At 72.6% G+C, this 26,850-nt stretch carries 29 protein-coding genes; 7 read left to right on the forward strand and 22 right to left on the reverse strand.

The window, feature by feature from the left end; genetic code table 11:
* Window positions 1–83: 83 nt before the first annotated feature.
* The 12 genes from AC0AIB_RS22585 to AC0AIB_RS22640 form a co-directional block, all read right to left on the reverse strand.
* The gene (locus tag AC0AIB_RS22585) at window positions 84–1,403 is read right to left on the reverse strand and encodes a LysM peptidoglycan-binding domain-containing protein (protein ID WP_328341335.1); all 1,320 of its coding nucleotides are present in this window, start codon (window positions 1,401–1,403) and stop codon (window positions 84–86) included.
* Between the two features lie 129 nt (window positions 1,404–1,532).
* Window positions 1,533–1,907: a hypothetical protein gene (locus tag AC0AIB_RS22590; protein ID WP_328348974.1), complete on the reverse strand. Its 375-nt coding sequence runs from the start codon at window positions 1,905–1,907 to the stop codon at window positions 1,533–1,535.
* Window positions 1,908–1,960: 53 nt separating this feature from the next.
* A complete protein-coding gene (locus AC0AIB_RS22595) occupies window positions 1,961–2,425 on the reverse strand; it encodes a TadE/TadG family type IV pilus assembly protein (protein WP_328348973.1) in 465 nt (154 codons plus the stop codon).
* A gap of 119 nt (window positions 2,426–2,544) precedes the next feature.
* The gene (locus AC0AIB_RS22600) at window positions 2,545–3,108 is read right to left on the reverse strand and encodes a TadE family protein (protein ID WP_442930592.1); all 564 of its coding nucleotides are present in this window, start codon (window positions 3,106–3,108) and stop codon (window positions 2,545–2,547) included.
* Window positions 3,081–3,272, reverse strand: a complete 192-nt coding sequence (locus tag AC0AIB_RS22605) for a hypothetical protein (protein ID WP_328341333.1) — start codon at window positions 3,270–3,272, stop codon at window positions 3,081–3,083. Before AC0AIB_RS22605 ends, AC0AIB_RS22600 begins: the two co-directional genes overlap by 28 nt.
* Window positions 3,273–3,301: 29 nt before the next feature.
* A complete protein-coding gene (locus AC0AIB_RS22610) occupies window positions 3,302–4,162 on the reverse strand; it encodes a type II secretion system F family protein (protein WP_465097451.1) in 861 nt (286 codons plus the stop codon).
* On the reverse strand, window positions 4,162–5,061 hold the full coding sequence (locus AC0AIB_RS22615; protein WP_328341331.1) for a type II secretion system F family protein: 900 nt from the start codon (window positions 5,059–5,061) through the stop codon (window positions 4,162–4,164). Before AC0AIB_RS22615 ends, AC0AIB_RS22610 begins: the two co-directional genes overlap by 1 nt.
* Window positions 5,058–6,599 carry a CpaF family protein gene (locus AC0AIB_RS22620; RefSeq protein ID WP_328341329.1) on the reverse strand — a complete coding sequence of 514 codons (1,542 nt, stop codon included), beginning with the start codon at window positions 6,597–6,599 and terminating at the stop codon, window positions 5,058–5,060. The genes AC0AIB_RS22615 and AC0AIB_RS22620 overlap by 4 nt, the downstream gene beginning before the upstream one ends.
* On the reverse strand, window positions 6,589–7,392 hold the full coding sequence (locus AC0AIB_RS22625; protein WP_328341327.1) for a ParA family protein: 804 nt from the start codon (window positions 7,390–7,392) through the stop codon (window positions 6,589–6,591). The genes AC0AIB_RS22620 and AC0AIB_RS22625 overlap by 11 nt, the downstream gene beginning before the upstream one ends.
* Window positions 7,393–7,394: 2 nt before the next feature.
* Window positions 7,395–8,045, reverse strand: coding sequence for an SAF domain-containing protein (locus AC0AIB_RS22630; protein ID WP_328341323.1), 651 nt, complete (start codon window positions 8,043–8,045; stop codon window positions 7,395–7,397).
* A 109-nt stretch (window positions 8,046–8,154) separates the two neighbouring features.
* Complete coding sequence (locus AC0AIB_RS22635; protein WP_328341321.1) at window positions 8,155–9,075, reverse strand: hypothetical protein; 921 nt, start codon at window positions 9,073–9,075, stop codon at window positions 8,155–8,157.
* Entirely contained in the window at window positions 9,069–9,632 is a 564-nt protein-coding gene (locus AC0AIB_RS22640) for a hypothetical protein (protein WP_328341319.1), read from the reverse strand. The genes AC0AIB_RS22635 and AC0AIB_RS22640 overlap by 7 nt, the downstream gene beginning before the upstream one ends.
* Before the next feature lie 546 nt (window positions 9,633–10,178).
* Between AC0AIB_RS22640 and AC0AIB_RS22645 the strand changes: the two genes are divergently transcribed.
* Window positions 10,179–10,910 carry an A24 family peptidase gene (locus tag AC0AIB_RS22645; RefSeq protein WP_328341317.1) on the forward strand — a complete coding sequence of 244 codons (732 nt, stop codon included), beginning with the start codon at window positions 10,179–10,181 and terminating at the stop codon, window positions 10,908–10,910.
* Between the two features lie 67 nt (window positions 10,911–10,977).
* On the opposite strand, the gene AC0AIB_RS22650 is transcribed toward AC0AIB_RS22645, so the two are convergent.
* Complete coding sequence (locus AC0AIB_RS22650; protein WP_328341315.1) at window positions 10,978–11,592, reverse strand: phosphatase PAP2 family protein; 615 nt, start codon at window positions 11,590–11,592, stop codon at window positions 10,978–10,980.
* A gap of 189 nt (window positions 11,593–11,781) precedes the next feature.
* Between AC0AIB_RS22650 and AC0AIB_RS22655 the strand changes: the two genes are divergently transcribed.
* Window positions 11,782–14,127, forward strand: a complete 2,346-nt coding sequence (locus tag AC0AIB_RS22655) for a glycoside hydrolase family 65 protein (RefSeq protein ID WP_328348970.1) — start codon at window positions 11,782–11,784, stop codon at window positions 14,125–14,127.
* On the opposite strand, the gene AC0AIB_RS22660 is transcribed toward AC0AIB_RS22655, so the two are convergent.
* A complete protein-coding gene (locus AC0AIB_RS22660; protein ID WP_328341313.1) occupies window positions 14,092–14,577 on the reverse strand; it encodes a hypothetical protein in 486 nt (161 codons plus the stop codon). The two genes, AC0AIB_RS22655 and AC0AIB_RS22660, sit on opposite strands and share 36 nt — an antisense overlap.
* Window positions 14,578–14,751: 174 nt before the next feature.
* Here AC0AIB_RS22660 and AC0AIB_RS22665 point away from each other — a divergent pair, with 174 nt between their 5' ends.
* A complete protein-coding gene (locus AC0AIB_RS22665) occupies window positions 14,752–15,534 on the forward strand; it encodes an SAM-dependent methyltransferase (protein ID WP_328341311.1) in 783 nt (260 codons plus the stop codon).
* Between the two features lie 87 nt (window positions 15,535–15,621).
* On the opposite strand, the gene AC0AIB_RS22670 is transcribed toward AC0AIB_RS22665, so the two are convergent.
* A complete protein-coding gene (locus AC0AIB_RS22670; RefSeq protein WP_465097438.1) occupies window positions 15,622–16,848 on the reverse strand; it encodes an MFS transporter in 1,227 nt (408 codons plus the stop codon).
* 79 nt (window positions 16,849–16,927) lie between these two features.
* The gene (locus tag AC0AIB_RS22675; RefSeq protein WP_465097439.1) at window positions 16,928–17,401 is read right to left on the reverse strand and encodes an RrF2 family transcriptional regulator; all 474 of its coding nucleotides are present in this window, start codon (window positions 17,399–17,401) and stop codon (window positions 16,928–16,930) included.
* Between the two features lie 198 nt (window positions 17,402–17,599).
* On the opposite strand from AC0AIB_RS22675, the gene AC0AIB_RS22680 reads away from it, so the two are divergent.
* Window positions 17,600–17,992 (forward strand): Fur family transcriptional regulator, encoded by a 393-nt coding sequence (locus AC0AIB_RS22680; protein WP_328341305.1) that lies wholly within the window; start codon window positions 17,600–17,602, stop codon window positions 17,990–17,992.
* A 101-nt stretch (window positions 17,993–18,093) separates the two neighbouring features.
* Here AC0AIB_RS22680 and AC0AIB_RS22685 read toward each other — a convergent pair whose 3' ends face one another.
* Window positions 18,094–18,486, reverse strand: a complete 393-nt coding sequence (locus AC0AIB_RS22685; RefSeq protein WP_328341303.1) for an SCO5389 family protein — start codon at window positions 18,484–18,486, stop codon at window positions 18,094–18,096.
* A 284-nt stretch (window positions 18,487–18,770) separates the two neighbouring features.
* Between AC0AIB_RS22685 and AC0AIB_RS22690 the strand changes: the two genes are divergently transcribed.
* Window positions 18,771–19,262 (forward strand): hypothetical protein, encoded by a 492-nt coding sequence (locus AC0AIB_RS22690; protein WP_465097440.1) that lies wholly within the window; start codon window positions 18,771–18,773, stop codon window positions 19,260–19,262.
* 73 nt (window positions 19,263–19,335) lie between these two features.
* Here the strand turns inward: AC0AIB_RS22690 and AC0AIB_RS22695 are convergent, their stop codons facing one another.
* From AC0AIB_RS22695 to AC0AIB_RS22710, 4 genes are all read right to left on the reverse strand, one after another.
* Window positions 19,336–20,169, reverse strand: a complete 834-nt coding sequence (locus AC0AIB_RS22695; protein WP_465097441.1) for a hypothetical protein — start codon at window positions 20,167–20,169, stop codon at window positions 19,336–19,338.
* Entirely contained in the window at window positions 20,166–21,047 is an 882-nt protein-coding gene (locus tag AC0AIB_RS22700) for a hypothetical protein (protein WP_465097442.1), read from the reverse strand. The genes AC0AIB_RS22695 and AC0AIB_RS22700 overlap by 4 nt, the downstream gene beginning before the upstream one ends.
* A 217-nt stretch (window positions 21,048–21,264) precedes the next feature.
* Window positions 21,265–22,818: an aminotransferase class I/II-fold pyridoxal phosphate-dependent enzyme gene (locus tag AC0AIB_RS22705; RefSeq protein WP_328341295.1), complete on the reverse strand. Its 1,554-nt coding sequence runs from the start codon at window positions 22,816–22,818 to the stop codon at window positions 21,265–21,267.
* A gap of 23 nt (window positions 22,819–22,841) precedes the next feature.
* Window positions 22,842–24,170: an NAD(P)/FAD-dependent oxidoreductase gene (locus AC0AIB_RS22710; protein ID WP_465097452.1), complete on the reverse strand. Its 1,329-nt coding sequence runs from the start codon at window positions 24,168–24,170 to the stop codon at window positions 22,842–22,844.
* Window positions 24,171–24,410: 240 nt separating this feature from the next.
* On the opposite strand from AC0AIB_RS22710, the gene AC0AIB_RS22715 reads away from it, so the two are divergent.
* Entirely contained in the window at window positions 24,411–24,857 is a 447-nt protein-coding gene (locus tag AC0AIB_RS22715; RefSeq protein ID WP_328341293.1) for an HIT family protein, read from the forward strand.
* Here AC0AIB_RS22715 and AC0AIB_RS22720 read toward each other — a convergent pair.
* Window positions 24,847–25,266 carry a hypothetical protein gene (locus AC0AIB_RS22720; protein WP_465097443.1) on the reverse strand — a complete coding sequence of 140 codons (420 nt, stop codon included), beginning with the start codon at window positions 25,264–25,266 and terminating at the stop codon, window positions 24,847–24,849. The genes AC0AIB_RS22715 and AC0AIB_RS22720 overlap by 11 nt on opposite strands.
* Window positions 25,267–25,340: 74 nt before the next feature.
* Here AC0AIB_RS22720 and AC0AIB_RS22725 point away from each other — a divergent pair, with 74 nt between their 5' ends.
* Window positions 25,341–26,642, forward strand: coding sequence for a helix-turn-helix domain-containing protein (locus tag AC0AIB_RS22725; RefSeq protein ID WP_328341291.1), 1,302 nt, complete (start codon window positions 25,341–25,343; stop codon window positions 26,640–26,642).
* Window positions 26,643–26,850: the final 208 nt, after the last annotated feature.

Consider the following 26,850-nt stretch of genomic DNA (forward strand, 5'->3'; position numbering starts at 1 on the left):
AACTTCTTGATCACCAGGGCGGTCCGGTCGGGGTGGGCCCGGCCGGGGTGGGGGGGTGGGGCGGGGTAGGGGTGCGGGTTGGGTCAGTCGCGGCGGTGGCGGCCGGTTACCAGGTCTCGGGCGGCGGAGGCGCGGCTTCCCATCGAGCGGCCCGGGGTGCGGGGCGTGGACGTCCGGGCGGCGGCGATCCGGGCGGCCGAGGTGCGGCCGGCGGCCACCCGGACGGGGCGGCGGCGCAGGCCGAGCACCGCGCCGATCTGTGCGCCGACGATGCTCGCCACCGCCAGCACCGCCGACACGGCCAGCGGTCGGTTGATCGTGTCGGCGGGGGTGGCCCGGGAGGCACCGGCGGCCATCGCGGGCGGAACCCCGACCGGTCGCTCGGCCGGCTGCTGCGCGGGTGGTTGAGCGGTCTGCGGGGTGGCGGTCTGCGGTGTGGCCGGCCCGATCTTGCCGGTCGGCTTCGGGCTGGCGGGGGCGGTGGGGCTGGTGGGGGTGGCCGGACGGGCCGGCTTGCCCGGGGTGGTCGGCCCGCCCGGACCGCCCGGGGAACCGGGAGCGCCCGGCTGCTGCGGGTCGGCCTGGCCGCCAGGGTTACCCGGCGTGGTGGCCGGCGGGCGCGGGGACGGCTTGCGGGGCGTACCCGGGACGAGGTGACCTGCGGCGTGCCGGCGGGCACCGGCGTCGTCGGCCTCGGCGGGCAGCCTGATGAGCTGACCCGGCCGGATCCGGTTGGCGTCGTGCAGGTCGTTGAGCCGGGCCACCTCCGGATAGCGGTCGAAGTCGTCCAGGTAACGCTCCGCCACCTCACCCAGGTAGTCGCCCCGGGCCACCCGGTACACCGGCTTGGCCGTGGGCTGCCCGGTGGTCGGGGCCGCACCGTGGGCGACACCGGAGCTGGCACCGAGACCGGCACTGGGGGCGGCGCCGAGGGCACTGCGGGAGGTGTGCGAAGTGGTGGCCACGCCGGTGCCGGCGGCGGCCGGCAGTGGCTGGGCCAGCGTCACCGCCGCGCTGGCTGCCGGACTGGCCGCGATGATCAGGGCGACCGAGCCCAGCAGGGCCGCCGCCGCCCGCTGCTGCCGGCCCATCCCGGGCAGCCGGGGCGTCTGCCGGCGGGTCACCTGGGCACCCACCTCCACCAGCACCGAGAAGGCGAACGTCGCCCAGCCGAACCAGCCGACGACTGCCAGCGCCCGGATGAAGAGCTGGCCGTCGTCGCGGCTGGTCAGCAGGGTGCCGACCTCGGCGAGGGTGGGCAGGTGGTCGGGTAGCGGGTTGCCGGCGAAGGCGAGCAACGCCACCGGCGCGCCGCCCAGCAACGCCACCAGGACCACCAGCGACCCGAAGCCGGTGAGCAACTGCCCGGTACGCCGGGCGGTGGAACCACGCGGTGCGGTCATGACGCCCTCCTTCCTACGGTCTGTCGGTGCGTGGGCGCCGGGGGAGCGGGTCCACGTTCTGTCGGTCGAGCGGCCCGGCGTCTGCCGGGGACGGCGAGATCGGCGACGATGCCGGTCGGGTGAGCGGGCTCATGGTCGGTCGGTGAGGGTGCGGGCGGTCGCCTCGGCCGAGACGGTGACGGTGCGGTCCATGCCGATCAGGCCGAGCAGGTGCCGGCGGTAGACGACGGTGACCCGTACCCGGATCTGCTTCTCGCCGGCGACCACCGGGAAGCTGACCTGCTGGCCGGTCACGTCGGAGTTGCCCCGCAGGTACTGGGTGACGGCCGCGCGGGCACCCGGCTCGTCGATCACCTTGGGCCGTCCCTCGATCGCGGCGGCCCGGTCGATCACCTGGCCGCCGCTGCGGGCCGCCTCGGCGGCCAGGTCGTCGGCGCGTTGCAGGGTACGCAGCTGACCCGCGCCGTCGTAAGCAGCGCCGATGATCGCCAGTACGCCGAGCATGGTGACGGCGAGGAAGAGGCTGATCCGGCCCTCGTCGCCGGTCGGGCGCGCGGTCACTGCCGGGTCCGGTAACGGTCCAGTGGGGAGGCGAAGGTCGCCTCGACCCGCTTGTCACCCATCGGCAGGCCGGGGAAGCGCATACCGGCGAAGGAGACGGTGCAGCTCACCCGGACCCAGATGCTCACCGGCTCGCCGAGCGGGCTCCGGAACGCCGTGTTCAGCGACGTGTGGTCGGAGTTCCGTGTCGACCCCCAGACCGTGACCCGGGGTGCGCTCGTGCAGTGGAGGCCCCGCCAGTCGAGCTGCCGCCGGGCGGCCGACCGGGCGGCGCTCTCCGCCGTACCGGCGTCGCGGGCGATCGAGGCGGCCCGCGCGGCGTCGTGCGCCGCCGCCTCCACGGCCTCGTCGGCCACCGCGACCCGGCCGGCCACCCCGGCCAGCATCAGCAACGCGAGGAACGCCGGGGCCAGCACCGCCACCTCCACCGACACCGATCCCCGGGCACGCCCCGCGGCCAGCCCGGTCGGCGGGTCGGCGGTGGGTCGTCCGGCGGGGACGACGGACTGGTCGCTCCGGGGGAGTGGCCCGGCCCGTTCGGTCAGTACGGCGCGCCAGGTGCGCCGGGTCGGGTGGGCGGTCACGGGTTCGTCCACCGTTCGACCGTGCCGTGGGCGGTCTGCCGGACGTCGAACCGGACGGCCGGGATGACGCTCAGGGACTTCCCGGTGACCGTGCAGGTCACCTCGGTGGCGGTGGTGGCGCAGGTGGTCTTCGCGCCGGCCAGCCAGTCCCCGGCGGCACCCAGGAAGTGTCTGGCGCGGGCCTCACCCGCCCCGGCCGGCGCGTCGAGGACCCGTTGCGCGTTCACCCCGCTCTGGGCGGCGTGCATCGCCGTCGACCGGGCCACGAACCAGGCGGCGATCTGGATGGAGCCGAAGAGCAGCACCAGCACCGCCGGCATCACCACGGCCAGCTCCACCGGGTTGGCCCCCCGGTCCGTACCCCCGGCGGTGAGCCTGCGGTGTGCGGCCCGGCCGGCGGCGCGGAGCCCGGCCGGGGCGGCGTGCCCGGCTGCGGACGTGTGTGGGGGCGCGGACGCGCGCAGGGGTGCGCACCGGGACCGGGCGGTGGGGGCCGTCCGGTCCCGACGTGAGCCGACCAGGGGAACGCCTGTCACTGGCTCGGGATGCTGTTGATCCATCCCTCGGCCTTGGTCTTGACCAGGGCGGTGACTGCGGCTGCGGCAACCACCAGGCCGGCGATGATCACGGCGGTCGGGACCGGGCTGTCGCCCCGTTCCGCCTCCCGGCGTAGCTCGGACAGGCGGGCCACGGTGGCCACGTAGAGGAAGGTGACGAATTGCATGACGGGACTCCTTGGGGAGGGTGGGTTGCTCAGAGGCGGGCGACGAACGGATAGAGGACGAACGCCAGCAGCACGAAGACCAGCAGCGAGCCGGGAATGTCCAGCCGGCTGGTGACGCCCTCGGCGCGGGCCAGGTTGTCGGTGCGGATCTGGTCGCGGAGCGACTCGGCGCGGCTGCGCAGCGTCTCGTGCACCTGGGCGCCCTCGCTGCCGGAGGACCGCATGATCGCCCCGACGTCACCCAGCTCCGGGATGCCGATCTTCTCGGCCAGCTCCTGCAGCTCGTCCCAGGGGGAGTGCATCTGCATCTGGGCGATCCGCAGCGACTCGCGGATCCGGGCGAAGACCCAGCCGTCGCAGACCGCCGCCGCCCGTTCCAGCGACTGCACCGGGCCGTGCGCCGCCGACAACTGCAACGCCACCAGGTCCAGGTAGGTGCAGACGGCCGCGCGGAACTCGTCGCGGGCGGCGTCCGCCTTGGTCAACACCGCCCGGTGTGCCAGCAGCGCGCAGATCAGCGCCAACCCGAGACTGCCCAGCACCGGTACGACCACCGGCATGCCCACCCCGGCCAGGAAGAGCAGCGCCCCCGCCACCGTCGGGGTGGCCAACCCGACCAGAGCGGAGAGCAGGATCGACATGGCGTACTGCTCGGGGGTCTGGTCGAGCAGGGCGAGCTGGCGGTGCGGCGGGCTGAGCCAGCGGGAGAAGCCACCCAGCCAGTCCGGCCCCCGGCCGGCGGCGACGGCGGTGCCCGGTGGCTGGTGCAGCCGGCGCAGCGCGGGGCCGAGCGCCGGGGAGGCCGGCAACGTCTCCCGGACCAGCAGGAACAGGCCGAGCCCGATGGCGGCCCCGCCGAGCACCGCGATGGTGAGCTGCCAGTTGAGCATCACGCGAGCACCTCCGCCGGGTCGGGCCTGGGTAGGAACCGGGGCGGCGGCGGGGGCTGGCTCATCGAGCGCACCCAGACCAGCAGGGCGACGAACGCCGCTCCGAGCATCGCCATCAGCACCTGACCGAAGAACGTCCCGTACGGCCTGATGTACTCGGTGTTGACCAGCCCGTACGCCAGCACGGCCAGGGTCATCCCGGTGAGGAAGCGGACCGCGAACCGGGGCTGGGTGCGTTTGGCCTCCACCTCGCGTCGGGTGGCCACCTCGGCCGAGGCGGCCGAGGCGATCGAACCGAGCACGTCGCCGAGGCGTTCACCCCGGTCGGTCAGGTGCAGGATCAGCGCGGCGACCACCTGGTCGCAGACCGGGTCGCCGATCTCGTCGGCGAACGCCAGCAGCGCGGACCGGGCCGTCCAGCCGGCCTGGAGGCGGGCGGCGAGCAGCCGTACCTCCTCCTGGATCTGGTCGGGGACGGTGGCGATGGTGGCGACGATCGCCTGTTGGAGGCCCTGCCCGGTGTTGGAGACGTCCTTGAGCCGGCGGGTCCACTCGCCGACCGCCTCGATCCGGGCGATCGCCCGCTGTTCGGCCCGGCCCACCGCGAACAGCCAGGGCACCCCCGGCACCGCCACCGCCACGATCAGACCCACCACCGGCAGCCCGGTGAGCAGGAACGCCAGCGCACCGGCCACCACCGCCGCGCCCAGCGTCAGCTGGTGGGCGCGCTGGTCCTGGCGGTTCGTCCCCGAACCGAGCCAGAGCCGACGCAGCCCGGTGCCGGAGCTGCGGGCCGGTCGGGTGGGCCTGGTGGTGCCGAAGAGCGCCACCACGGCCAGCACCAGACCACCGACGAAGGCCGCGCCGGAGACCACCGCGAGCAGTTCGATGGTGCTCATCGGCGCACCACCGGGGCGAGGCGACTGTGCCGGGGACGACGCCACGCGCCCGCGCCGGCCTCGATGAACCGGGACAGCAGCCGGGCGTCGTAGCCGACCCGCAGCAGTTGGCCACGGACCCGTTCCGGCAGGTGGCGGGGGATAGCCCGGCCGTCCGGGCCGGGCCCGAAGACGGTGGTGGTGGTGATCCGGTTGGCGTCGCCCACCCCGATCACCTCCTCCACGTGGGAGACGAACCGGTGTTTGCGCCCGCCGATCGCGGTCTCGTCCTCGACGGTGACGTAGACGATCAGGTCGAGGGCGTTGCCGGCCATCCGGCGGGCCTGGTCGACCGTCATCTCCCGGCCGTGGGCCAGCGCCAGCTCGATGATCCGCTCACTCACCCCGGCCGGGGTACGGGCGTGGATGGTGCACATCGACCCGCGACTCGTGGTCATCGCCTGGAGCATCGGCACGATCTCCCGGGACCGGACCTCGCCGACGATGATCCGCAGCACGCCCATCCGCAGCGACACCGGGATCAGGTCGGCGATGCTCACCTCACCTGCCGGTCGACCGTCCGGGCCGCGTTCGCCGTGCCCTTCGCGGGACTCGAAGCTCATCACCGCCCGGTGCTTGTCGCCACGCCGGGCCGGCAGCAGCTCGCGGCTCTCCTCCAGCAGCACGTACGGCTCGTCGGGCGGGATCTCGTCCATCAGCGCCCGGATGACAGTGGTCTTCCCGGCCCCGGCCAGCCCGGCGACCATGATGTTCAACCCGGCCCGCATGGACGCCCGGAGGAAGTCGCGCAGCAGCGGATCGATCATCTCGTCCAGGTCGGGGCGGCTGCCGGCCAGGTCGTCGAGGCTGACGTCCAGCGTGTTGTGCTTACGGATCACCGCGTACGGGCGGTGGCTGACCAGGAACACCGCCGCCAACCGGCTGCCGTCGGGCAGTTGCAGGTCGAGCGTCGGCTTGGAGGTGGACAGCGACCGCTCGGTGGCCCCGGCCCGCCGGGCCGCCGCCTGGAGGATCTCCACCAGCTCGTCGTCGCTGTCGGCGATCGGCTCACCCCAGTCGACGCCACCGCCGTGCCGGGTGATGCGCACCTGGTCGCAGCCGAGGATGTGCACCTCCTCGATGGTGTCGTCGACCAGCAGGGTCTGGAGTCGACCCAGCCCGACCAGTTCGGCTGTCACCTGGTCGAGCAGGGTCCGTTCCTCGTCGGCGCTGAGCGGGGTGCCGGCCCGGCGTACCGCGTCGGCGTAGCCGGAGACCACGGCGACGGCGAGCCGGGCCCGCTCGACCTCTTCGGCGTCGGCGTCGAACTCCCGGCCGCGCTGCCACTGGGTGAGCCGTTCGCTCAGCTCCCGGCGCAGCTCGCGGACCAGCGCGAAGTCCACCTTCGGTCGAGGCGGCGGGGTGGGCGCGGGTGGGGCGGCGGCCGGCGGCGGCGCGGCGGCGTGGTGCCGGCCGTTCACCGGTGGCAGGGGCGGCATCGTCGAGGTGGCCCCCGGCGGCGGGGTGCGCGGGTCGTGGGCGACCGGCTCAAACCGCATCCGGCACCCCCTGGGCCGGGGCCGGCCAGGCCAACCGGGCCCGCCGCTGCTCCAGCAACTCCCGGACCGGGGCCTCCAACGCCGCCGCCGCGCGCAGCAGCGGCCGTCCGGCGCGGACCGTGCCACCGAAGCTGAGCACCTGCGCGGTACGCCGGTCGTCCGGCAACCGGGCGATCACCGGTACGCCCAACGCCTTGCTGATCTCGCCCTTGCCGTGGCCGTCGCCGACGACCACCAGTCGCAGCGTGCCCGGGGGCACCCGGTGGTCGGTGAAGTCCCGCTCGATCGCCCGGATCGTCGACCTGGTGGCGGAGAGGTCGGGCAGCTGTGCCCGGGTCACCAGCAGCACCACGTCGGCGGCGCGCAGCAGCGGCCACGGCGGCCCGAAGACCTGAAGCCGTCCACAGTCGACGACCACGTCGTAGCCGGGGCGGCCCTTCTCCAGCGCGCCGAAGAAGTCGGCGAACCGCTGCCACAGCGGGGCGACGCTGCCGGCCTGGGCCGGGTCCACCACGCCGGGCAGCAGCAGCCGCTCCCGCCTCGGCGCGTCCAGGTCGACCAGCTGGGACCAGAACGTCGACTCCAGGCTGCCGTCGCGCAGCTCACCCACGGCCAGCTCACCGATTCCGCGCGGCCCGTCGAGCGCACCGCCCAGGTAGCCGGCGAGGACCGAGCCGCCGGCCGGGTCGCACTCGGCGAGCACCAGCCGCCGGTGCCAGCTCAGGGTGCAGGCCAGCGCCGTGGTGGTGACGCCGGGCGAGCCCTTCGCCGAGACCAGCGCGATGATGGCCACGGTCAGGCCGCCTCGGTCAGCACGAGGGCGATCCGGTCCTGTGCGGCCAGCACCACCACCGCCGGGACGTCCCGGACGGCGAGCGCCAGGTAGACCACCACGTCGTCGTTCTCCGGGGTGACCGCGTCGATCACGGTGGCGGTGAACCGGGTGGTCGACGGCTGGTTGTCGGCGTCCTCGTCCGGGGTGCTGACCAGCAGCACCTTGTCACCGGGGTGCAGCTTGCGGGCCGGCACCTTGCTCGGCTCCAGGCCGAGCGCGATCTGTTGCTGCCCCTGGCCGAGGAGCGGGGCGTCGGTGAGCTGCGCCATGGTGAGCAGCGAACCGGGGACCAGCGACACGGCGGCCCGCTTGCCCACCACCTCGTCCCGCTTCTTCGCCGGCACCGGGGACAGCCCCGCGCCCCCGGAGACCTGCACGCTGACCAGGTCGTCGGCCGTCAGGATGCGACCCACCTCGACCTCACGGGCGACCGCCAGGTAGCTGCCGGTGGCCCGGACCGAGGTGACCGCGAAGGCCGCGCCGAGGCCACCCAACGCGATAAGCAGTACGGCGAGGCCGAGCAGACCGGGCCGGGTACGGCGCTGCCGGACCACCTTGGGCGGGGTGACCGGCGCGTCCACCGGAAGTCCATTGCGGGTGGCCAGACTCACTGGACAATCTCCGTTCGCGACTGCGGGGCTCGCAAGATCGGCTCACTCCTCGCGCTCACTGGGAAGATCTCCGTTCGCGACTGCGGGGCTCGCAAGACCGGCGCGTTGGTCATCGGGTCACCACCTGGAGCTCCTTGATCTGGATGTCGATGACGCCGCTGGTGCGGGTCTGCGCGATGTCGCCGCTACGGCCACCGCCGGCCCAGTGCACGTTCCAGAAGGTGGTGGCGCTGACCCGGTAGTTGCCGACCGTGGGGTAGCCGTCGTAACCGCAGGTCGGCGACTTCTTGCCGGCGTTCGGGCCGTTCGCCTTGTACGGTGTGCCGGGGCCGGTGCAGGTGATCTTCTTGCCGTTGCCCATGGTCCATACGATCCGCTCGACCTCGGCGGTGATCTCCACGGTCAGGCCGCGGTCGCTGGCCGAGGCGTGGAGCGGGCCGAAGTAGTTCCGGCCGGTGCTGGCCCACATCCAGACCGGCAGGCCGACCAGACCGGGGCCCATGCTGCGCCGGGGGGCCACCGAGGCCCGGGGCGGCAGCAGGCTGATCGAGGCGAGCGCCCGGCGGGCCAGCTCCTCCGGGTCGGGCGGGGTGCCGAACCCGGGCGGCGGCCCGGCGAGCAGCACCGTCGACTGGTCGCCCAGGTCACCGCCGTTGCAGGTGCGGACGTACCACACCTGGCCGTCGGAGGCCTCGGGCTGGGGTTCGGCGACCTTGTAGTAGCAGCCGCTGGCGTTGTCGAACCAGCCGAGGAACTCGTTGTAGCAGGGCAGCGGCTTGCCGTTCCACTGGCACTTCGGGGTGGCGCCGGGGCTGTTCGGGCTACCCGGACCGTCGCCGCCGCCCGGGTCCCCGGGGGTGCCCGGGTCGTCGTCCCAGATGCTGCAGTCGTTCTGCCCCGGCGGGCACTCCACCCCCGGGCCGGCGGCCTGCACCGGTGCCTGCGGCGCGACCCCGGCGACCAGCACCGCAAGCAGCAGCCCGGCGAGCACCCGGCGGGTGGGGGCGTGCCCATTTCTCCAGGTCAACATGGCTGGTCCTCGTGTGCCGCGCCGGAGCTGATCAGCCACCGGCCGTCCGGGTAGCGGGTGGCGGTGGCGGTCGCCAGGTGACGGGTGCCGCCGGAGCCGGGCACCACCCGTTTGTCCTTGACGTAGACCAGCCGGTAGCCGGTGGCGTCCAGGCAGTCCTGGATCTCCACGGTCGGCGGTTCACCGTCGAGGCTGACGGAGGTGACGGTGGGTTCGGACCTGAGCGTCCCGGTGCGTACCGCGCCGTGCCGTCGGGTGTCGTCGATGGCGACCCGGACCCGGGTGAGCAGCGGGTCGGCCAGGAACCGGGTCAACTTGGGGTGGCGGGGGTCGCTGTCCCGGCTCGCCTCGCGGGAGGCCTCCAGATAGCCGGCGTACGCCGCCAGCGCGGCCCGCTCGGCGTCCCGTTCCGCCTCGGTGGGCCGGCGGGTGTCGCTCGCCGGCCGGGGTGCGGGTGCGGTGGTCGTCTCCGGTGCGTCGCCGCAACCGGCGGCGGAGCCGGCCACCGCGGCGATGACCAGGCAGGTGGTCCAGCGGCGGGAATGCCCTGTACGCATTGCCGTGCCCCTCCTCGGTACCACCCGGCGGCGGCGATCGTGGCGGCCTCCGGGCATGCGGCGGTACGCCGGGATGATGTCGATCGGACATTTCCGGGGTGCTGCTGCATTTACCTGTGCGGATCTTTTGCCAACTGTGGAGTGTGCTGTCCGGTGTGGGCTGTCACGCGGCTGCTCGGAGTTGCGCCCCACCCAAGGGGCGAGCATAGGCTGACGTGCGCCGATGCAACAGAGGCAATTCAACCGCGCACTCTCAGTGATGGGCAGGAGTGACCGAAGGTGGGCGATGTCCAGGGGGGCCGGCCGGTGCCACCGGGGTCGGCCGATCATGGGCCGGTGCCCGCCGACCGGACCGGCATGATTGTCGAACCGCCCGCGCCACCGGGGGATATGGGGCGGGTCGATCGGCCTCGCCCGATCCGTTCCCCGGCTGCTGCCGCCGACGCCCCGGAAGACTCCGAGGGGGTAAGGGCCGGCCTGGTCTCCACTCCGGACACCGGAGTGATATCGGACCGTTACCCGGGCCCCGACGGGAAGTCACCCTCCGTGTCCTTTGCTCGGCGGCTGGCGGCGGCGCTGACGGTCGTGCCGGTGCTCCGGTTGGCGGTCGCCCGGTACGCCGTACCCCCGGGGGTGGTGGACCGGGGCGGGTGCGAGGGCTGCGGCGCGCCGGTCGGGCTGGACCGGCCGCTGCCGGCGCTCGGACCGGCGGCCCGCTGCCCGACCTGCCGGGGCCGGATCGGCGCGGCCCCGTTCGCGGTCGAGGCGTTGTTGCTGGTGGCCGTGGCGGTGCTGGTGCTGGTCGACGGGGCGGTGGCCGAGCGGGCGGCGTTGGCCTGGTGGCTCGGCTGGGCGGTCCCGCTGGTCCTGGTGGACGTGGCGGTGCACCGGTTACCGGACCGGCTCACCTGGCCCGCCGCCATCGGCACCTGGGCGCTGCTCGGGGTGGCCGCGCTGACCGGGGTGGATGGTGCCGGGCCGTGGCTGCGCGCGGTGGCGGCCGGCGCGGCGCTCGGCCTGGCCTTCGCCACCACCACGCTGCTGCTCGGCCGGCGGGGCTTCGGCCTCGGCGACGCCAAACTGGCGCTGGGGGTGGGGGCGCTGCTCGGCTGGCAGGGCTGGGGCCTGCTGGTGACCGGCCTGGTGCTGACCTTCCTGTTGTCGGCGCTGGTCAGCGTGGCGCTGTTGGCGTCCCGCCGGGTCGGCTGGTCCAGCCATCTGCCGTTCGGCCCGTTCCTGGTCGCCGGCACCTGCGCCGCCCTGCTCCTGCCCGGCTGACCACACCGGCTGCCGCAGCCTCGGGGCTGCCGTGGGGCTCTCGGCCGCCCGTGAGCGGGGAGGAGGCTCAGTAGCGGGGGCGGGGGCCGGTGGCGACCGGGTCCGGGGCGGGCGTGGCGGAGCGGCGGCGTAGCACCTCCGCGAGCGGGCGGGCCGCCAACGGGGCGACAAGCAGCGGCACCGCCAGGCCGAGGAGCAGACCGGCGAGGACGTCGTGCGGGTAGTGCACCCCGACGAAGACCCGGGAGAACGCGGCGAGCAGGGCCAGCGGGGCGGCGAGCAGGCCCCACCTGGGGGAGAGCAGCAGGACGGCAGTGGCCAGCGCCCCGGCGATGGTGGCGTGGTTGCTCGGGAACGACCAGTCGCCGGTCGGCGGGCACTGCCCGGCCAGGATGGTGACCGCGCCCCGGCAGGGCCGCTCCTCGTCCACAAGCGACTTGAGCACCTCGCTGCACCCGTACGCCAGGACGACGCTGGCCGGCGCGAGCAGGGCGAGGGCCCGGCCCCACGGTTCGGCGCGGAAGAGCCTGGGTGCGGCGACGGCCACCAGCAGCAGGCCGAGCAGCAGGATCACCGCCTCGGTGAAGTGCACCGCGAACCACTGCACCGGGGCCGGGGCGGCGTCGGCCACCTCGACCAGGTCGCGGTACCACTCCACACTGATATCGGGAATTTCCGTCATGCCGTTCTGCGCCATAGTTCACCTCACTAAAGGTTCATACCCTATTGAAATCGGAGAGAGCATAGGAAGTCTCCCGAACGGTCACATCGTGCCAAAGTCGGGAGCCGTCCCTGACCTTCGTCACAGCGAGTTCACAGCGGCCCCCGCGATTGACCGCCCACCGACGCCGGGTACCTCCCCGCCGTGCAGATGGACGAGACCTGGCAGATCCGGCGTACCACCACCGACCTGGAGCGACTCGGCGAGACCGAGTCGGTCTTCGCCCTCGGCAACGGCTGGGTGGGCTGGCGGGGCACCCTCGACGAGGGCCAGCCCTACGGCATGCCGGGCAGCTACCTCAACGGTCTCCACGAGCGGCGGGAACAGAGCTACCCGGAGGACGGGTACGCCTTCCCGCAGGAGAGCGACAGCGTGATCAGCGCGCCCAACGCCGCCCTGATCCGGCTCTGGGTGGCCGGCGAGCCGCTGGACCTGCGCACCGGGACCGTCCGCAGCCATGAACGGACCCTCGACCTGCGCGCCGGTGTGGTGGAACGGCACACCGAGTGGATCTCGCCGGGCGGGCACGGGGTCCGGGTCCGCAGCACCCGCTTGGTCTCGCTGCCCCGGCATGCCGTCGCCGCCGTCCGCTACCAGGTCGAGTCGCTTGACGACCGGCCTGTCGAGATCAGGCTCTGCTCGGACGTGCTGGCCAACGAGCGGGTGCCGGAACGCGGCGACGACCCCCGGGCCGCCTCGATCGTGCACGATCCGCTCGACGCCGAACTGCACCGTCCGGACGGTCACCGGGGCGTGCTGGTGCACCGCACCGACCGCAGCGCCCAGCGCGTCGCCGTCGCGGTGACCCACGAGACGGAACTGCCAGCGGGCTTCGTCGACAGCGACGACCACACCCCGGACCGGCTGCGGATGACCATCGAGGGCCGGCTCGCCCCGGGCGGGCGGCTGCGGCTGACCAAATTCGCCGCGTACGGGTGCAGCCCGGTCGACGGCGGCACCCCCGACGAGCTGGCCGACCTGGTCACCGTCGAGGCCGACGACGCCCGGCGGCACGGCTTCGACGCGCTGCTTGCCGACCAGCGGACCGTGCTCGACGAGCGGTGGCGCACCGCCGACGTGGAGATCGACGGTGACACCGAGCTCCAGCAGGCCGTCCGGTTCTCCGTGTTCCACCTGCTCCAGGCCGGGCGGGCCGACGGCGACCGGACCATCGCGGCGAAGGGGCTCACCGGCAACGGCTACGACGGGCACGTGCTGTGGGACACCGAGAGCTACGTGCTGCCGGTGCTGACGTACCTGCTGCCCGAGGTGACCCGGGGCGCGCTGCGCTGGCGGCACGCCCACCTGCCCGAGGCCCGGGAGCGCGCCGCCGAGCTGCGGCTGACCGGGGCGACCTTCCCGTGGCGCACCATCGGCGGCCGGGAGTGCTCCGGCTACTGGCCGGCCGGCACCGCCGCGCTGCACGTCAACGCCGACGTCGCCGACGCGGTGCTGCGCTACGTCGCGGCCACCGACGACCAGGCGTTCCTCGCCGACACCGGGCTGGAGCTGCTTGTGGAGACGGCCCGGCTCTGGGCCGGCTACGGTCACTGGTCCGACGACGGCGCGTTCCACGTCACCGGGATCACCGGCCCCGACGAGTACGCCGCGCTCGTCGACGACAACGTCTTCACCAACCTGATGGTGCGGCGCAACCTGCGGGGTGCCGCCGACGCCGCCGGACGGCACCCGGAGCGGGCCGCCGCGCTCGGTGTCGACGCCGGGGAGGTCGCCCGCTGGCGGGCCGCCGCCGACGCCGTGCACCTGCCCTACGACAGCAAGCGCGGGGTGCACCAGCAGGCGGCCGGCTTCACCGAGCAGCCCGAGTGGGACTTCGCGGCGATGACCGACGACGACTACCCGCTGCTGCTGCACTACCCCTACCTGGAGCTGTACCGGCGGCAGGTGGTCAAGCAGGCCGACCTGGTGCTGGCGATGCAGCGCTGCCCGGGGGAGTTCACCGCCGAGGCCAAGGCCCGCAACTTCGCCTACTACCAGGCCCGTACCGTCCGCGACTCGTCGCTGTCGGCCGGCTCGCAGGCGGTGCTCGCCGCCGAGCTGGGCCACCTGGACCTGGCGTACGACCTGTTCGCCGAGGCCGCGCTGCACGATCTCGCCGACCTCGGTGACAAGACCAGCGACGGGCTGCACCTGGCCGCGTTGGCCGGGGCGTGGACGGCGGTGGTGGAGGGCTTCGGCGGGCTGCGCGACGACACCGGGGAGCTGTCGTTCGACCCCCGGCTGCCGGCCCCGATCCACCGGTTGGCATTCCATCTGCGCTGGCGCGGGCAGCGGTTGCGGGTCACCCTGACCCGGGACGGGGCCCGCTACGAGCTGCCCGACGCCGACCCGGCGACGGCGGTCGAGCTGCGGCACGCCGGAGAGCCGGTGACCGTCACCGGTGGGGAGGCGGTCACCCGGCCGATGCCGCAGCTGCCCGACCCGGGGCCGGAGCCGCCGTCACCGCCCGGCCGGCGACCCGCCCACCGGGCCTGACCCGCCCCGCATCCGCTCCCGCACCGCGGCCAGCTCCTCGAAGGCGTACGCCCAGTTGTGGCACTTGAAACTGCGCAGCCCGGTGACCGGGGTGTGGCAGTCGAGGCAGTGCACCCCGGCGATAGCCTCCGGGACCTCGGTGTTGACGTACCGGCGGTCACCGAGGATCACCGTGGCGATCATCGTCGGGTCGTGCACACCCTTGAGGGCCGAGGCGACGATGTCCAGCCAGGTGGTCCGGCGTCCGCACTTGGGGCAGTCCGGTTCGTCGCCGCTCACCCACAGCGGTGCGCCGATGCTCTGCGCCGGCATCCCGAGCAGCTTCTCCAGCCGGCGTACGTCGTGCTCCGGGGTGGTCCAGCGGTGCCGCCCCGGCAGCGAGGCGGGTGAGTCGTACACGGCCCGGAACAGGGTCGGGTCCACCTCCACGGTCTCCCGGGCAGGGTTCATCGGATGCCTCCTCGACGACGCTCGTGTCACCGTCATACCTGCAGGTGATGGTGGTGCGCAGCCGCTTCGCCGACACGGCGGGTCAACATCTCGTCGCCCCAGGTGCTAGACATCAGGGCACGCCCGCCGTGCGGCGGCGGGTCGTCCGGGGACCGCGAGCGCAGGGGAGGGCCGGTGACCGCGCCGACCGACGCCGAGCAGAGGCCGAACGTGGCCCGGATGTACGACTACTACCTCGGCGGGTGCCACAACTTCGCCGTCGACCGGGCCGCCGCCGAGCAGATCCTGCGGATCTTCCCGGACACCGGGATCGCCGCCCAGGCCAACCGGCACTTCCTGCGCCGGGCCGTCCGGCACGCCGCCGAGCTCGGCGTACGCCAGTTCCTCGACATCGGTGCCGGGCTGCCCACCCAGGGCAACGTGCACGAGGTGGTCCGCCAGGTCGCCCCCGACTCGACAGTGGTCTACGTCGACTACGACGAGGTCGCCGTCGCGTACGCCCGGCGGCTGCTGCCGGTCGACAGGCGGATCCGCGTGGTCCGGGGCGACCTGCGCCGCCCGGACGAACTGCTGACCCACCCCGACGTCCGGGCGGTGATCGACTTCGACCGCCCGGTCGCCGTGCTGCTGGTGGCGGTGCTGCACTTCCTCACCGACGCCGAGCAGCCGTGGGACGCGGTCGCCCGGCTGCGGCAGGCGACCGTCCCGGGCAGCCCGCTGGTCGTCTCCCACCTCACCCTGGACGGTGCCCCGCCGCTGCCCGTCCAGCAGGGGCAGGCGGTCTACCAGCGCAGCAGCGCACCGCTGGTGCCCCGCCCGCACGCTGACGTGCTGCGTTTCCTCGACGGCTACGACCTGGTCGATCCGGGCCTGGTCCGGGTGGCCGACTGGCGGCCCGACGGGGAGCCGCGGGAACGGATCTCCCACGGCTACGCCGGGATGGGCCTGCGCCGCTGACGATCCACCATCGGCCGGGGCCGGGCGCGGATCCCGCCTCGGTCGGCGGCGGGCGCTATCGCACCTCGGTCGGGGCCGGGGTGCGGATCACGGTGACGCCGCCCCGGTCCGGCGGATGACGTGCCGGCCGAACTGGAGGACCAGCAGCGCGACCAGCGCCCCGACCGCGCCGAGGGCGTACATGGTCGGCACGCCGGTGGCGAGCGCCGCCCCGCCGGCCGTGGTGCCCAGGCCGATGCCGAGGTAGATGGCTGACGAGTTCAGCGACACCACAAGCGGGGCCTGCTGCGGCGCGGCGGCGATCAACCGGTGCTGCTGGGCCGGGGTCTGGCACCAGCTCGCCGCGCCCCAGGCGACGACCAGCAGCCCCACCAGTGGTGTCGGGGCGCGACCGGCGATGCTGAGCGCGCCGAGCCCGCCCAGCGCGACGGCCATCGTGGCGTAGCCGACCACCAGCACCGGCACCGGGCCCCACCTGTCGGTGGCGTAGCCGGAGGCGACGTTGCCGGCGACCGCCCCCACCCCGTAGAGCAGCAGCATCAGGTTGACCTGGTAGGCGTCGACGCCGAGCGCGCCGAGGGTCGGCACCGCGAAGGCGTACACGGTGTAGCAGGCGGCCATCCCGATCACGGTGAGCGGTAGCACGGCGAGCACGGCCGGGCGGCGCAGCGCGGCCGACCGGGCACGCAGCGGCACCGCCGGGCCGCCGGGCAGCGCGGGCATGGCCAGCCGGACGGCCACCGCGACGACCAACGCCAGCAGGGCCACCGCGGTGAGCGCGGCCCGCCAGCCGAGCCACCGGCCGGTCAGCCCGCCGAGCGGGACGCCGAGCGCGGTGGCGGCGGTGAGCCCGCCGATCACCACGGCCAGCGCCCGCCCCCGCAGTGCCGGCGACACCAGGGATGCGCCGGCGGCACCCGCGTTCGGGGTGTACGCGGCGGCACCGGCGGCGGCGGCGATCCGACCGACGATCAGCACCGGCAGCGTCCCGGCAGCCGCCGAGACCAGGTTCCCGGCGGCGAGCACCAGCAGCGCGGCGACGATCAGCGTCCGGCGCGGCAGCCGGGCGGTCAGCGTGGACAGCACCGGGGCGAGGAGCGCGTAGGAGATCGCGAACACGGTCACCGACCGCCCGGCGGCGGCGGTGGAGACCCGCAGGTCAGCGGCCAGGTCGGGGAGCAGTCCGGCGACCACGAACGCATCGGTGCCGACGGCGAAGGTGCCGGCGGCGAGGATCAGCGTGAACCGTAGGCCCCGCCGGGGCGGGGTGGGGGTGGCCGGCCCCGGGCCGGCGTGGGCGCGCAGGTGGGACATGAGGTCTCCGGTGTGCGGGCGGCATCGCGGTGGTGTGGTGGTGTGGTGGCCGACGGTCGGGGCGGAGGCGGCGGGGTGGTCAGCGGCGCAGCAGCGCGTAGCGGCGACGGGCGCGTTCGGCCGCCTCCGCGGGGGCGGCGGCGAGCAGGTCGGCCAGGGTGTGACCGGCCAGCTCACGCCGCCAGGCCAGGTCGGCGCGGTGCATCACGGTGCTGATGGCGCACGGGATGCGGAACTCCGGCGCGGAGGGGTCCACCCCCGTGCCGCGCTGGCGGATCTCGGTGCAGCGGAACGGGTTGTCGGCCCCGTCGATCGCCACCGTCACGTCCAGCACGGTCACCTCGGCCGGTGGGCGGGCGAGTCGGAACCCGCCGCGTGCGCCGGGCACCGACTGGAGGATGCCGGCCCTGGTCAAGGCCTGAAGGCACTTGGTGAGGTACGCCGGGGGCAGTGCGAACCACTCGGCGAGCCGGACGGCGGGCATGGGGTGGTCGCCGCCGATCCAGGCCAGGGTGACGCAGCAGTGCAGCCCCCACTCGACCTGCTCGCTCATCCGCACAACCAGGATATTACACATCCTGGTTCGCCCGGGTGGTCCGCGATACCGTGCCGCTCGGGGGCATGGCGTGCTCATATGCGCATCGCATAATGGTCACGGCCTCCGCGCGGACCGACGGGGGCGCGGAGCAGCGACGGTCGCCGGTCGGCGGCCGGAGCGACGAGCGGAGACGGCGGTACGGTGACCCAGGCGATGCCGAACGTGACCCGGAACACCCGCCAGCGCGGCGAGGTGCTGGCGTTGCTGCGCGAGGTCGACGGTTTCCACACCGCGCAGCAACTGCACCAGATGCTGCTGGCCCGCAAGGCCCGGGTCGGGTTGACCACGGTCTACCGCACCCTGCAACTGCTCGTCGACACCCACGAGATCGACTCCACCCGGCTGCCCGGCGGCGAGCAGTTGTTCCGCCGGTGCAGCCAGAGCCGGCACCATCACCACCTGGTCTGCCGGCAGTGCGGCAGCACTGTCGAGGTGGCCGGGCCGGCTGTCGAGCGGTGGGCCGACCAGGTCGCCGCCGAACACGGCTTCACCGAGGTCGGGCACACCTTCGAGATCTTCGGCACCTGCGCGGCCTGCGCCAGCTGACCGACGTCGGGTCTTTCCGGCTGCCCGGTGTGGCGTGCGGTCCGGCGAGCGGGCCGAGGTGCGTGACCGCGCCGCGGCCCGCTCGCCGGATCAGAGGTGGGTCAGCAGTTCCGCAACTCGGGGGACTGGTTCAGGAGTTGCCCACGGGTGGAGACGAACCGGCGGTAGGGCGTGCCGTCAACTGCCGAGGGGCGGAACGCGGCCACCCGGTGGCAGTTCTGGAACGCCAGCTTCACCCCGAAGTGGCGCTCCAGGCTGGACCGGATGGCGTCGCTGGCCAGCGCACGCAGCAGTTGGCCCCGCTCCGCCTCGCCGGGCGGGGGCACGGAGTTGTCGGCCTGGTCCGATCCGGACGACTCCAGATCGGCGACGACCCGGCTGACGGTCTGCCAGGCGTACGGCAGGGAGTCCCGTACGCAGGCGATGAATTCCCGGTCGTCGACCGGACCCGCTTCGGCGGCTTCCAGCAGGGTGGGTGGCACGGTGAGAGACATGATCCTCCTTAGGTGATAACGACTACGGTTTTCATTAGCGTTGTGAGCACACCACGTCACTCCACCTGCGTCAACACCGACACTCCGGCTGCCCGCACGCCCAGCCCGCAGCACAGGGCGCTACGCACGGTGCCGGCCCCTCATCCCTCATCTTGGCAGTTTCATCGCCGGCATTCGATTAATTGCTCGCTCAGAGCGCCCGTGGTGATTCATCGTGACAGGATCATCGACGAAAGTAACCAGTCCCGTTCGTGGCCCATTCGCTGTTCACCTGGGAGACATGCGTGAAAAAGTCGATCAGCACCCTCGCCCTGCTATTGAGCATCGCTGTGGTGGGCACCGCGAGCCCTGCGGTGGCTGCTGCCGCCGATCAATCCTCCAACCGGCACTGCATAGCCAACCTGGACACCGGCCGGATCACCTGTGCCAGCGACCAGCAGCAGGCCCGACGCCTCAGCGGTGTCTCGGCTGCGGCGCTGACGATTGCCATTTTCTACGACAACACCGGTTACGACACCGCTGGTGGAACGTTCACCTGGACCCAGTCCCGCGAGTGCACCTCCGGCTACGACAATGAATGGCAGTGGGACGACCTGAACAGCATCGGCTGGGGCAACCGGGTCAGCTCGGTGCACACCTACAACCAGTGCGACGTCAAATTCTTCAACAAGGTGAACTTCGGGGGCGCCGCCTCGACGTGGATCGATCAGTCGTCGAACCTCGGCAACATCGGCGACGGCTGGAACAACCGGGCGGGCTCGGTCAAGTTCTCCTAGCCCGCACCTGCGCCGCCCGCTGCCCCCGGCCCACCCGGGGGCAGCGGGCGCCCGGCACCCCGACCCCGGCCACCTAGCGTCGGGTGGTCTCGCACCGCTCCGGTGGCGGTTCCAGGGTGTACCGCAGTTCGGGGCAGTACCGCAGCGAGCGGGAGGGTGACAGCCGCCATTCGTACCGGGCCGCCTGGAAGCCCATGTAGGTGATGCGTCCACAACACCGGAAGGGGACGGAGCCGTTGCGCAGCACGTGTTCCTGTACCACCCCGTCGATCTCGATCCGCACGTCGAGCTGGTAGTCGACCACGCCGCGCGGAAACGCCTCACCGGTGTCGTCGGGGGCCTGCAGCGGGACGGGCAGTTCGATCGTCTGCCCGGCGGTGAGGACGTGCGGCCGGTCGATGTTCCCCTCCTCCTCGCCTCGGGTGACGGACGGGGACGGGGCATCGTCGCGGCAGGCCAGCTCCACCCAGGGGCCGTCCTCCTTGGTGAGTTCGACCTCGGCGACCGGTACCGCCGTCACCGATACCCAGTTCACGTCGAGACTGCGCCGCGCGTGCACCGACAGGGTCTGGACCGGCTCGCCGCCCACCGGGAAACCGCCGTTGCGCTGAGCCCACTCCGCGAACTGGCGGCAGTCTCCGACCTGCGGCGGTGGCCCCGCCTCGGCCCGGTCCCGGTTGATCTCGAAGGTCAGCTCGGTGCTGTACGCGGTGCCGGTGATCCGGGCGGCCAGGTCGATGGCGGGCCCGGAGTCGACCGCGCCGGACGGGCTCACCGGCGGGGGCGGCTCCGCCCGGTCTTTCCCGCCGTCCCGCGTGCCGAGCAGCCGGACCATGCCGAAGGCCAGCAGTGCGGGCAGGACCAGGACGACGACGAGCAGGGCGGTCTGCCGCCGGCCGGTGTTCACAGTCGCCAGACGGGTGGCCCGGCACCGTCAGCCGTCCAGCCGTTGGTGAAGTGCACGAAGTAGCGGTCCTGGTAGCTGGGGGCCAGGCCGGTGCTGCGGAACGGCCGGCCGTGGTCGTCGACCACCTGTACGCGGTTCTCGCCCTGGAGATCGAGTTCCAGTTCGACGACCCACTCGCAGTACGACCGGTCGGTGTACGCCTGGACGTCGATGGTCAACGGTTCACCCGGTGAGAGGGTCAGCGTATGACGGTCCACGTAGGCCGCGCCGAGTGTGTCGTTCTTCGGGTTGATCACCCGAGCGATGCTGTCCGGCTCGTCCAGGTTGAAACCGATCTCCAGTGGTTCTCCGTCACCCTGGCTTCCCCGGAAGAGGAGAGTGCCGGACATCGGCGCGGAGCGCTTGAGTACCCGGGCGCGGATCTGCCTGACGAACACCGGGCCGGTCCACTGGCCGACCGTGGAGATCCGGATCCGGGTGAGCACCCGGGTGAGACGGCTATCGGGGACGTCCACCGCCCCGTACACGGCGTCCGGAAAGGCGCGTGTGACCTCTTCGTCGATGAACTGATGCCGTCGGGTGAGGAGTCCCCGCCGCTGGTCGCCGGTCAGCGGCGCCGGCAGGATCCAGGCCGCCGGCTCGTCGGAGCGGTTGTAGTAGTAGGCGTTGACCGCGATCGGCGGCTTCCGCTGAGCCTCCGTCCGTTTGGCCTGCTCGACCGCGCGGTCGTCGCGTACCGCCTGCTCCGACGAGGTGATCCGGTTGGCGACCGCGCCGATCACCGTGCCGATCACCGCGCTGGCCGCCGCGCCACCCGCCGCCAGCAGCAGCTTTCGCCGTGAGGACCGGTCAGCCGCAGTATCCGACTGCTCGTCCACCGGCTGCTGCGGCGTGGCCGGCGGCTGTGGCTGGGGAGCCGCCGGCTGCGAACGGGGCTCCGGTTGCGGGACCGTCGGCTGCTGCTGGGGTACGGCCGGCCTCCGCTGGCCCTTCGCTCGTTTCGGTCTGCGTGGTGGCACGCTCCTCACCTCCGCACGGCTACCGGACCGACACACTACGCCATAGTGGACCGGGCGCGGCTCGGCAGTGCACCGGTCAGCGGGGCGCGCTGCCGAACGCGCTGGACAGGTAGGCGCGGGAGTCGGCGAGCGCGCCCTCGATGATCCGGGCCGCCTCGCGGGCCTCCTCGGGCCGGTGCCCGGCCTGCACCTGGAGCCGGAACCGGGACGAGCCGGTCGGGGTCACCGGGAACTCGACCATGAACGCCAGTACCCCCCGGTCGAAGAGCAGCCGGTTCGCCGTACGGGCCAGTTTCTCGTTGCCGATCAGCAGCGGCACGATCGGCGACGGCTCACCCATGCAGGTCAGGCCCCGGCCGGTCAGCTCGTCGCGCAGGGCGTGGATCGCGGTGAAGAGCCGGTCGCGCAGCACGTCCCCCTCGGGCGAGCGGATGATCCTGGCCGCCTCGCGCACCACGGCGGTCTGCACCGGGGACAGCGCGTTGGAGAAGAAGTGCGAGCCGCCGAACATCTTGACGTACTGCTTCAGGGCCGGCGAGCGGGACGCGACGAAGCCGCCGTTGGAGCAGAACGTCTTGGAGAAGGCGCCCATCACGATGTCGACCTCGCCGAGCAGGCCCTGCATCCCCAGCACGCCCGTGCCACCCGGTCCCATCGAGCCCAGGTCGTGCGCCACGTCGACAAGCAGCGTGGCGTCGTGTTCCCGGCAGACACGTTGCAGGGTGACCAGGTCCGGCCAGTCGGCGTCCACCGAGAAGAGCCCGTCGGTGACCACCAGGATGCCGTTGCGGCTGTCGGTGGCCCGGATCTCGGTCAGGTGCCGGCGTACCGCCTCGACGTTGAGGTGTTCGTAGCGGACCACGTTGCGGGTGGCCGCCCGCGCACCCTGCTGGAGGCAGGAGTGGGCCAGCCGGTCGATCAGGATGTGGTCGGACTGCCGGACCAGGCCGACGACCGCGCCGAAGCCGGCGGCCCAGCCGGTCGGGAAGAGCGTCACGTGGTCGAGCCCGACCAGGTCACCGAGGGCGGCTTCCAGGTCGTCGGAGATGCGGGTGTTGCCGAGCACCATCGGCGAACCGGCGCTGTGCGGCCCGTAGTCGTGCATCGCCCTGGCCGCCGCCTCCCGGATCGCCGGGTGGGTGTTGAACGACAGGTAGTCCTGCGAGTTGAAGTTGATGCCCCGGGCGCGTCGGCCCAGGTCGTTGGTGATCTGGGCGACGCTGTCCGGCGCGGCCTCCAACACCCGGGAGTACTGCCAGGTCTCGGTACGGCGGCGGGCCTGCACCCAGTCGTAGAAGTCCTCGGTACGGGTCAGCAGGTTGCGCCCGGCGGGTCGGTAGAAGTCGTACGCGTTCTTGTCCAGCGCGTACTCCTCGTCGGGGTCGACGGGGTTGCGCAGGTGGGCCGGCTCCCACATCTCGGTCAGGTCCTCGACGACCCGGGCCAGCTCCCCGTCGGCCCCGTCGAGGGCGGCGAGGTCGTCCCAGGGGATGTGGGTGGCCCAGTTGCGGGTCATCTCGGAGACCTCCGACGCGGTACGCGCCATGGTCTCGAAATCCCCCCGCCCGGCCGCCTGGAGGATGATCCCGATCAGTTCGCCGTCTTCACGCTGGTCCAGCTCGATGGTCACGGTGTCGTCTCCCTGGTGCGTGTTCAGGCGAACAGGTTCTGCTGGTACATGCGGGACGTCTCGGCGAAGTCGGCGAAGACCGGGTGGTCGGCGGATGACTCCTTCGCGGCGTCGTTGAGCAGGAAGAGGTTGGACGCCTGGAAGAACTCCGACACCGGGGCGACGTCGGCGTGGGTGGCGATGAACCTGTCGGTCTCCTGCTGGTTGCCGCGCAACGCGACGAAGAGCTGCAACTCGTCGTGCCGGTACGGGCGCATCTCGGCCAGCGTGCAGACGTAGTCGTGGTAGGCGGCGGCGTTCTGGCTCCGGCGGCGGCTCTCGTACCCGGTCATCGCCTCGTCGATGGACGCGGTACCGCGCAGCCATCCGTCGAGGGCGGCGCTGACCAGTTCGGCGTCGCGGAAGGCGTGGGTCATGCCGATCGCCGTGCACTGGTCCTTGGCCGACTCGGCGTCCCCGACGAGCACCCAGCCGGGGCCGTGCAACGGCCGGAGGAAGGCCGACTGGTCCAGGGTGCCGTAGATGCGTTCCTGCCGGGTCCCCTTGAGCCGGACCACCTCGCCCAGCTCGGGGCTGACGAAGTCCAGCGCCTTCTGGTAGTTGCCCGGCACGTCGGCGCGGAACTCCCGGGACCACTCACTCGGCCCCCAGACCAGGACCATGTTCTGGTCGAAGTTGGTCGGCACCACCGCGCAGGCCAGCCGGCCGCGCCGGTGCAGCTGGGCCGGGCCGAGGTTGAAGCCGGACCAGTAGCTCCAGTAGGCGAACGTGCAGCGGGGCCGCTCGTCGTACTTCGGCAGGTCGAGCGCGCGGGCGACGAACGAGTTCCGGCCGTCCGCGCCGACCACGATCCGGGCCCGCTCCTCGACCGGTTCCCCGTCGACGCCGCGCCCACGGATGCCGACGACCTGTCCGTCCTCGACGATCAGCTCACGGACGGTGACGTTGGTGCGTACCTCGGCACCGGCCCCGGCCGCCGCGTCGACCAGGATCTGGTCGAGCACCCGACGCCGCACCGAGGCGTAGCTCTGCACCACTCCCGAGTCGTCGCCGTGCAGGTCCCGGAAGTACTCCCGCAGCAGCTCCGGCGGCACCGAACCGCTGAGCCGGATGCCGTCGTTGACCACCTCGACTGTGGTGTGGGCCGGGGTGACCGCCAGGACCTCGTCCAGCAGACCCCACCGGTTGAGGTAGGACGTCCCGTGCGGCCAGAGGAAGTGCGTCGAGATGACGTCGCTGGGGAACGAGGCGCGGTCCACCACCAGCACCCGGTGGCCCTGCCGGGCGAGCAGCAGCGCGGTGGACGCGCCCGCGCAGCGGGCACCGATCACGATCGCGTCGTACATCTGTATCGGTCCTTCGTCGGCGGTGGCGGCGGGAGCGCTTGCCTGGCAACGGCTGCGGGCAACATACCGTACGTCCACAGTGGATTTAAAAGACGAGGTGTCGCCCATCCGACGGTGACTGACACTCACGCCGATCCCCGATCGTCGCGCTCCACCGGACGATCGCCGTCGCCGAGGTGCACGGACCGGTGGCGGCCTTCGCTGTGGGGCCGACGTCCCAGCGACCGGACTCGGCAAGATGTGAGCATGGAAAATGACGCCCGGCGTTCCGACTGCGTCTTCTGCGCGATCGTCGCAGGACGGGAACCGGTGATATTGGTGTACGAGGACGAGCAGGTCATCGCGTTTCCGCCGGTCCGGCCAGCTGCGGTGGGGCACACCCTTGTGGTGCCGCGGCGGCACCTCCGCGACTTCTGGGACGGGGAAGCTGCTGACGTCGCGCCGGTGGCGAGGGCGGCCTCGGTCGTTGGTGCGGCGATCAGGCGGGCCCTGCGCCCGCAGGGCATGAATCTCATCAGCTCGGCGGGTGAGGTCGCGACGCAGTCGGTGTTCCACCTGCATCTCCACGTCGTACCGCGGTGGAAAGACGACCACATGGGACGGATCTGGCCGACCCGCCCTCCGCAGCAGGCGTCAGCACGGGAACGTATCGCCGAGCTGATTCGGGCTGAGCTGGCGGAGCTCAGGCCGTGATGGCCGCGATCGCGACGAAGACCAGGGCGATTCCCACCATCGTGCCGTAGAACGCCATCAGGGTGACCGACCGCGCCGCGCCGGCCCAGGTGATCTGGGCCCGGAACCGCAGCGGACTCATCGCCATCGGCTCCACCGTCTCGTCGGCGAGCCGGACGGCATCGTAGAGTCGCCGGAACAATCGTTCCTGGCGCAGGTAATAGCCGTCGACGCACCAGAACACGAGGACCTGCAGCAGCAGACTCGCCGCCACCGGCCAGCTGTGCCGCTCGACCGACGCCACGAGCAGGGTGACCGACATCGTCGTCGTCCACCCCTTCACCAGCAGCGACGTGTTGGCCATTCGGGCAATCACCTCCTGGAGGAACTCGAGGTGCTTCATACGAGGGGCATCGGAACCGGCACTCACAGAGTGTCCCTCCATAACGGGCGAAAGCTCGACGGGCGGTTGTCGCGGAACGGATCGGCGTCGACACTGTATGGATGGATTTCCCGCTGCGGTTCGGCGATGAGCTCCGCCGGCTCCGGCACGAGGCGGGCCTGTCGCTCGATGACCTGGCGCGTCGTGTCCACTACAGCAAGAGCCATCTGAGCAAGGTCGAAAACGGTAGGAAGGAACCGTCGGACCAACTTGCCCGGCAGTGCGACGCGGTGCTGCGCGCCCACGGGGCCCTGCGTCGGCTCGGCGGGCCGGTCCGCCCGCATGAAGAGACACCCTCCACGGAGCAGACGCCAACCGGGAAACACCGGCACCCGCTGGCCCAGGTGACCGAGGACTGGACGCTGACCCTCGACGGCAGCGGTGCGGGTCGGCTCACGGTCGTTCCGGTCGATGACGTGAGCGCGGCCGAGGTCAGTCACTGGAACGCGTCGGCTGGCGGGGGCCTGTCGGCCGGCACCCTGGAGGGATTCCGCGCCATCTTCGGCGAACTGCGCAGGCTCGGCCAGCGGCAGTCGCCCACGCTCGTCCTGCCGGCCACGCTCGCCCAGACCCACACCTTGCGGAGGCTCGCGACGACGGTGAGCGCCGACGAACGGCCGGCCGTCCTGGTGCTCGCCGCCCGGTTCGCCGAGTACGCGGGCTGGTGCCTGCAGGAGGCGGGTGACGACCGCGCCGCGCTGGCCTGGACGGACAGGGCAGCGCATCTCGCCGCGGCCGGTGGTGACACCCAGTTCGTGGCGTACGCGGACGTCCGCCGAGCACTGGTTTCCCTGTACCGCCACGACGCGTCCCAGACGGTGGCACTGGCGCGACGAGCCGGAGCCGCCGCTGTCGACCACCGCATCCGTGGGCTTGCCGCCCAGCGGGAGGCGCAGGGTCACGCGCTCGGTGGAGATGAGCATTCCTGCCGACGGGCTCTCGATCAGGCGGCGGAAGAGCTGGCGCTCGCGCCCGTGCCGGCGGGCACACCGGTGGTCGGCACGTCGTCGCTGAGCGACCCGGCGGGGATGGCTCGCGGCTGGTGCCTGTACGACCTCGGTCAGCCGGCCGAAGCGGTGCGGATTCTCGAACAGCAGCTTGGTTCGGTGCCCCCGAATGCGCTCCGCACCCGGGTCCGGTTCGGTGTTCGGCTGGCGCTCGCGTACGCCGACGCGGCCGAACCAGAACGAGCCTGCGCCGTGGTGACCGCCCTGCTCGAGCCAGCGGTTCACGTCGACTCCGCCACCGTGCGGTCCGACCTCGCGCGGCTGGGCCACCTGCTCACCCGGTGGCGCCGCGAGCCCGACGTCCGTGAATTGTTGCCGACATTGCACGCCGTCCTGCACGTACCCAGCATCAGCTAACTGTGGCGGCGGATGCTGGCGTTTCCACCCGCCCCGTCCGTTGGGCAACGGGAAACCCCTGTGGCACGGATCCGGTCTGGCCGAATCCATGCGTACCGTATGAGGCCGGAGATGCGAGGGGGTGGCAAAAACGGAGCCTCACGGTTGACTCAGCGCTGCCGCACTGGTGTCGCCGACACTTTCGACCAGTTGACCGGCGACGGCACGC

The organism is Micromonospora sp. DSM 43699, assembly GCF_055517075.1.